A 4,043-nucleotide genomic window follows, 5' to 3' on the forward strand; every position below is an offset into this window, starting at 1 on the left:
CCTCAGCATTTTATTATGGTGATCCCCTGGGCGAAATGCGCCTGGTAAGCAGAGTTTTTGAAATGTAAGGCCTTTGAATAAGACAAAAGGCTGCCTCATCGCTAACTTTGCAACAGTGCCCAAAAAATTAACTACCTGAGGAAAATTGATCCTTTTGTGTTTGAAGAACTGTTGCTGGAAGGATTTGAAGCGCATGGCTTCAGAACCATCAGAAACAAACGCTATACCGGCGATGGAGGCATTGACGGCCAGGTAATAATAGGAAAATATCGCTATCTTATTCAGGCTAAACGCTATCGCGGCCATATTGCTTTACAGCACGTACAGGAGTTCGAGAAGTTGCTTAAACGTCATAACTGTCGCGGTCTGTTTTGCCATACCGGGAAAACCGGCGCAGGTTCAAAATCTGTCAGTATTGCCAGTGAACGGATGGAGATTATCAGCGGCCAGCGCCTGATAGATTTGCTCACGCCCGGCAGCTCCTTCACTATCGCAACCGCCCCGCAGACGATGATGAAGCGTACCGCAGCAACACTAGAAACGAGCACCATTGTTAAAGATGCCGGTAAAGAAAATCGATACCATGAGAGTTAATTAAATGAAGTCAGTAACTATAGAAGCAAAAACATTTGCTGAAATGTTAGGAATAACAGAAGGTGAGTTAATCTTTGCCATTAAGAAAACTGGCACATTCAAAAACAAGACCATCCCACAACCTCATGAGCCACATAAATCAAATAATAGATTTTTATATTCAGACGTAATGAGGTTTATAGAATCACTAAAAGACAAAGAGAACCGGTAATGACTCCAACTTACTGATAGTGTTTTATGTTCAGATAATGCCCGATGACCTTGTCATGCAGCTCCACCGATTTTGAGAACGACAGTGACTTCCGTCCCAGCCTTGCCAGATGTTGTCTCAGATTCAGGTTATGTCGCTCAATGCGCTGAGTGTAACGCTTGCTGATAACGTGCAGCTTTCCCTTCAGGCGGGGTTCATACAGCGGCCAGCCATCCGTCATCCATACCACGACCTCAAAGGCCGACAGCAGGCCCAGAAGACGCTCCAGCGTGGCCAACGTGCGTTACCTAACAATAAACCTGTTTAAATATCCAGATAAAAACATTCAATCTGGGTCAAATGAGTGATACAGTTTCACCCATAAGACCCAATGGAGGCAATATGTCTGAATTTGAATTACTGGCGCAGGATCTGCTTGAGAAAGCAGAAGCGGAAGAACAACTGCGACAGGAAAATGATAAAAAGCTGCTCGGGCAGGTGCTGGAAATCTATGACCAGAAGTACGTGGCTGAACTGCTTAGAAAAGTTGGTAAAAATGAGTGGAGTCGCGAGACTCTTAATCGCTGGATTAATGGTAAGTGCTCACCTAAGACGCTGACGTTAGCCGAAGAGGAACTTCTACGAAAAATGCTTCCGGAAGCGCCTGCACATCACCCTGACTATGCCTTCCGGTTTATTGACCTGTTTGCTGGGATTGGAGGTATACGGAAGGGCTTCGAAACCATCGGTGGCCAGTGCGTTTTTACCAGTGAATGGAATAAAGAGGCTGTGCGCACATATAAAGCTAACTGGTTTAACGATGCTCAGGAACACACTTTCAATCTCGATATTCGTGAAGTCACGCTCAGTGATAAACCTGAAGTACCTGAAAACGATGCCTATGCTTACATTAATGAGCATGTGCCGGATCATGATGTACTTCTAGCAGGTTTCCCCTGTCAACCGTTTAGCCTTGCGGGCGTAAGCAAGAAAAACTCGCTCGGGCGCGCGCATGGTTTCGAATGTGAGGCTCAGGGAACGCTTTTCTTCGATGTGGCGCGTATTATCCGCGCAAAAAAACCTGCCATCTTTGTTCTTGAAAACGTTAAAAACCTGAAGAGCCATGACAAGGGTAAAACCTTTAAAGTCATCATGGATACCCTCGACGAACTGGGCTATGAAGTTGCGGATGCAGCTGAGATGGGCAAAAACGATCCTAAAGTTATCGACGGAAAGCACTTTTTACCTCAGCACCGAGAACGTATCGTTTTGGTCGGTTTCCGCCGTGATCTGAACATTCACCAGGGCTTTACCCTGCGCGATATTAGTCGTTTTTATCCGGAACAGCGTCCGTCATTTGGCGAACTGCTGGAACCCGTGGTTGACAGCAAATATATACTGACGCCGAAACTCTGGGAGTATCTCTATAACTACGCCAAAAAGCACGCAGCTAAGGGTAACGGATTCGGTTTTGGCCTCGTTAATCCTGAAAATAAAGAAAGCATTGCCCGTACGCTTTCTGCTCGCTATCACAAAGACGGGTCTGAAATTCTGATAGACCGTGGCTGGGATATGGCCACAGGTGAAACAGACTTCGCGAACGAAGAAAATCAGGCGCATCGGCCCCGCAGGCTGACTCCGCGAGAGTGCGCGCGCCTTATGGGTTTTGAAAAAGTAGATGGCAGGCCTTTTCGCATTCCTGTGTCAGACACTCAGTCGTACAGGCAGTTCGGTAACTCCGTAGTGGTGCCCGTGTTTGAAGCCGTAGCCAAACTGCTTGAACCTTATATCCTGAAAGCGGTTAATGCCGATTCGTGCAAGGTTGAACGAATCTGATCGCTCCTCCCGGTATTTATGCCGGGAGATAATCTATGGAATATCTGCGTAAAGCCCTGTCAGCTCAGCAATAAACGCACCTAGCGTCATTAGCTCAGCTCTCACCGCCTCCGGGTATTTTTTGTGCAGAGATGATGGCACGACCAATCTGACACCCGACTCCCGCATCTCCCGATATTGAGCCAGAGAAACTCCCTCCTGGAGTGTAAACAGATGCACCTGATGAATTTTATCGGCCTCATTCAGTATCTGACGCCAGCGATCCTTACAGGTAGTCTTGACTGCCAGCATGCGCAGATTTTCTACGGGAAACTCAGTATCGTGGTAAGCCCCTGCGGAAGGGAAAAGGAAATCGGGTTTTTTATTACCTTCTGTGATGGCCTGCGTCGCAAAGTGTCGCAGGCCGTGCTCAATGAATAGATGCTCCAGGTGCAGTTCCAGCGACTTCCCGGCTCTGGATTTACGGCGATTGCTGACAGAATTGGCCAGCGCAATAAATTCATCCACAGAGCCAAATCCTTTCCGGATGATATCCAGAACATGCAGTTCCTCAACCAATAGAAATATGTCGTACTCCACGCGCCGGCGGTCAAGAAGTTGCTCATCCGGATCAAGGGAATTTTTCACATAATGGCTGGCTGCATACTGAATAATTTCACTTCCCGACGGAAAGCGCAGGTGCCAGTCTTCAGGTAGAATATATTTATGATTTACTGGCGCTTGCTGTAGAGATAGTCCGCCTAGAATCTGTCCTGCGGGGCCGGATATAAGCGCTCCGGGTATAACTTCACCAATAGCGGTCTCAATGACGTCCTCTTCATCAGTGCTGGCGCATACCCAAATATTTACTTCCTTACAGTCCCCCCCTTGCTCATCAAGCTTGAAAGCCAGGAGCGTCAGAGCCCCTGTATTTTCAGGATCCTGAAGTGGGCTGCCTCTACCCCAGCGGGTAATCCTTTTTTCATTCCGGGTTTTACCAAAATGACGGCTGTTATAATAAATTGCCCTGGCTTCGCTGTCAGGGCAATCATGCGATGACACATGTGCGGTGAGAAAAACCGAAGGGTTCAGTTCACGGGTATGGTTGATAGACGGAAAGAGTTTTTCAACGATACCTGAAGGGATATAAAGCCCTACCTGGTGACCACCTGTTGCGCCGGTATCGTTGGCGGAAAGGCGTTTGATGTAGACGAAGTAATTCTCACATGCGATCTCAAGTAGCCAGTTGTGGAAAACCGACATAAGCATCCCCTGTTACCCTGAAACTCTACTCACCATTTTTTCATGATTATATACAAACAGTGTCATTTTCAGAAGACGACTGCACCAGTTGATTGGGCGTAATGGCTGTTGTGCAGCCAGCTCCTGACAGTTCAATATCAGAAGTGATCTGCACCAATCTCGACTATGCTCAATACTCGTG

General features: G+C 47.3%; 4 protein-coding genes and 1 pseudogene. 3 read left to right on the forward strand and 2 right to left on the reverse strand.

Annotated elements, in window-relative coordinates; all coding sequences use genetic code 11:
- Positions 1 to 156: 156 nt before the first annotated feature.
- Both ACJBF3_RS25790 and ACJBF3_RS25795 read left to right on the forward strand, forming a co-directional pair.
- Positions 157 to 594: a restriction endonuclease gene (locus ACJBF3_RS25790; protein ID WP_020325134.1), complete on the forward strand. Its 438-nt coding sequence runs from the start codon at positions 157 to 159 to the stop codon at positions 592 to 594.
- A gap of 4 nt (positions 595 to 598) precedes the next feature.
- Positions 599 to 805, forward strand: a complete 207-nt coding sequence (locus ACJBF3_RS25795; RefSeq protein ID WP_001749967.1) for a hypothetical protein — start codon at positions 599 to 601, stop codon at positions 803 to 805.
- Positions 806 to 815: 10 nt separating this feature from the next.
- Here the strand turns inward: ACJBF3_RS25795 and ACJBF3_RS25800 are convergent.
- Positions 816 to 1,088: pseudogene (locus ACJBF3_RS25800) on the reverse strand (IS1 family transposase); the annotation flags it as partial.
- A 98-nt stretch (positions 1,089 to 1,186) separates the two neighbouring features.
- Here ACJBF3_RS25800 and ACJBF3_RS25805 point away from each other — a divergent pair.
- On the forward strand, positions 1,187 to 2,620 hold the full coding sequence (locus ACJBF3_RS25805) for a DNA cytosine methyltransferase (RefSeq protein ID WP_001288432.1): 1,434 nt from the start codon (positions 1,187 to 1,189) through the stop codon (positions 2,618 to 2,620).
- A gap of 33 nt (positions 2,621 to 2,653) precedes the next feature.
- Here ACJBF3_RS25805 and ACJBF3_RS25810 read toward each other — a convergent pair whose 3' ends face one another.
- On the reverse strand, positions 2,654 to 3,862 hold the full coding sequence (locus ACJBF3_RS25810; RefSeq protein WP_001749969.1) for a type II site-specific deoxyribonuclease: 1,209 nt from the start codon (positions 3,860 to 3,862) through the stop codon (positions 2,654 to 2,656).
- Between the last annotated feature and the right edge of the window lie 181 nt (positions 3,863 to 4,043).

This window comes from Enterobacter sp. PP-008-ECC_S150 (assembly GCF_045257065.1).
Taxonomy (GTDB): domain Bacteria; phylum Pseudomonadota; class Gammaproteobacteria; order Enterobacterales; family Enterobacteriaceae; genus Enterobacter; species Enterobacter chengduensis.

Excerpts from the sequence above, each read along its gene's own strand:
- ACJBF3_RS25810 (WP_001749969.1), bottom strand. The coding sequence starts at position 3,862 with ATGTCGGTTTTCCACAACTGGCTACTTGAGATCGCATGTGAGAATTAC.
- ACJBF3_RS25795 (WP_001749967.1), top strand. The coding sequence starts at position 599 with ATGAAGTCAGTAACTATAGAAGCAAAAACATTTGCTGAAATGTTAGGA.
- ACJBF3_RS25805 (WP_001288432.1), top strand. The coding sequence starts at position 1,187 with ATGTCTGAATTTGAATTACTGGCGCAGGATCTGCTTGAGAAAGCAGAA.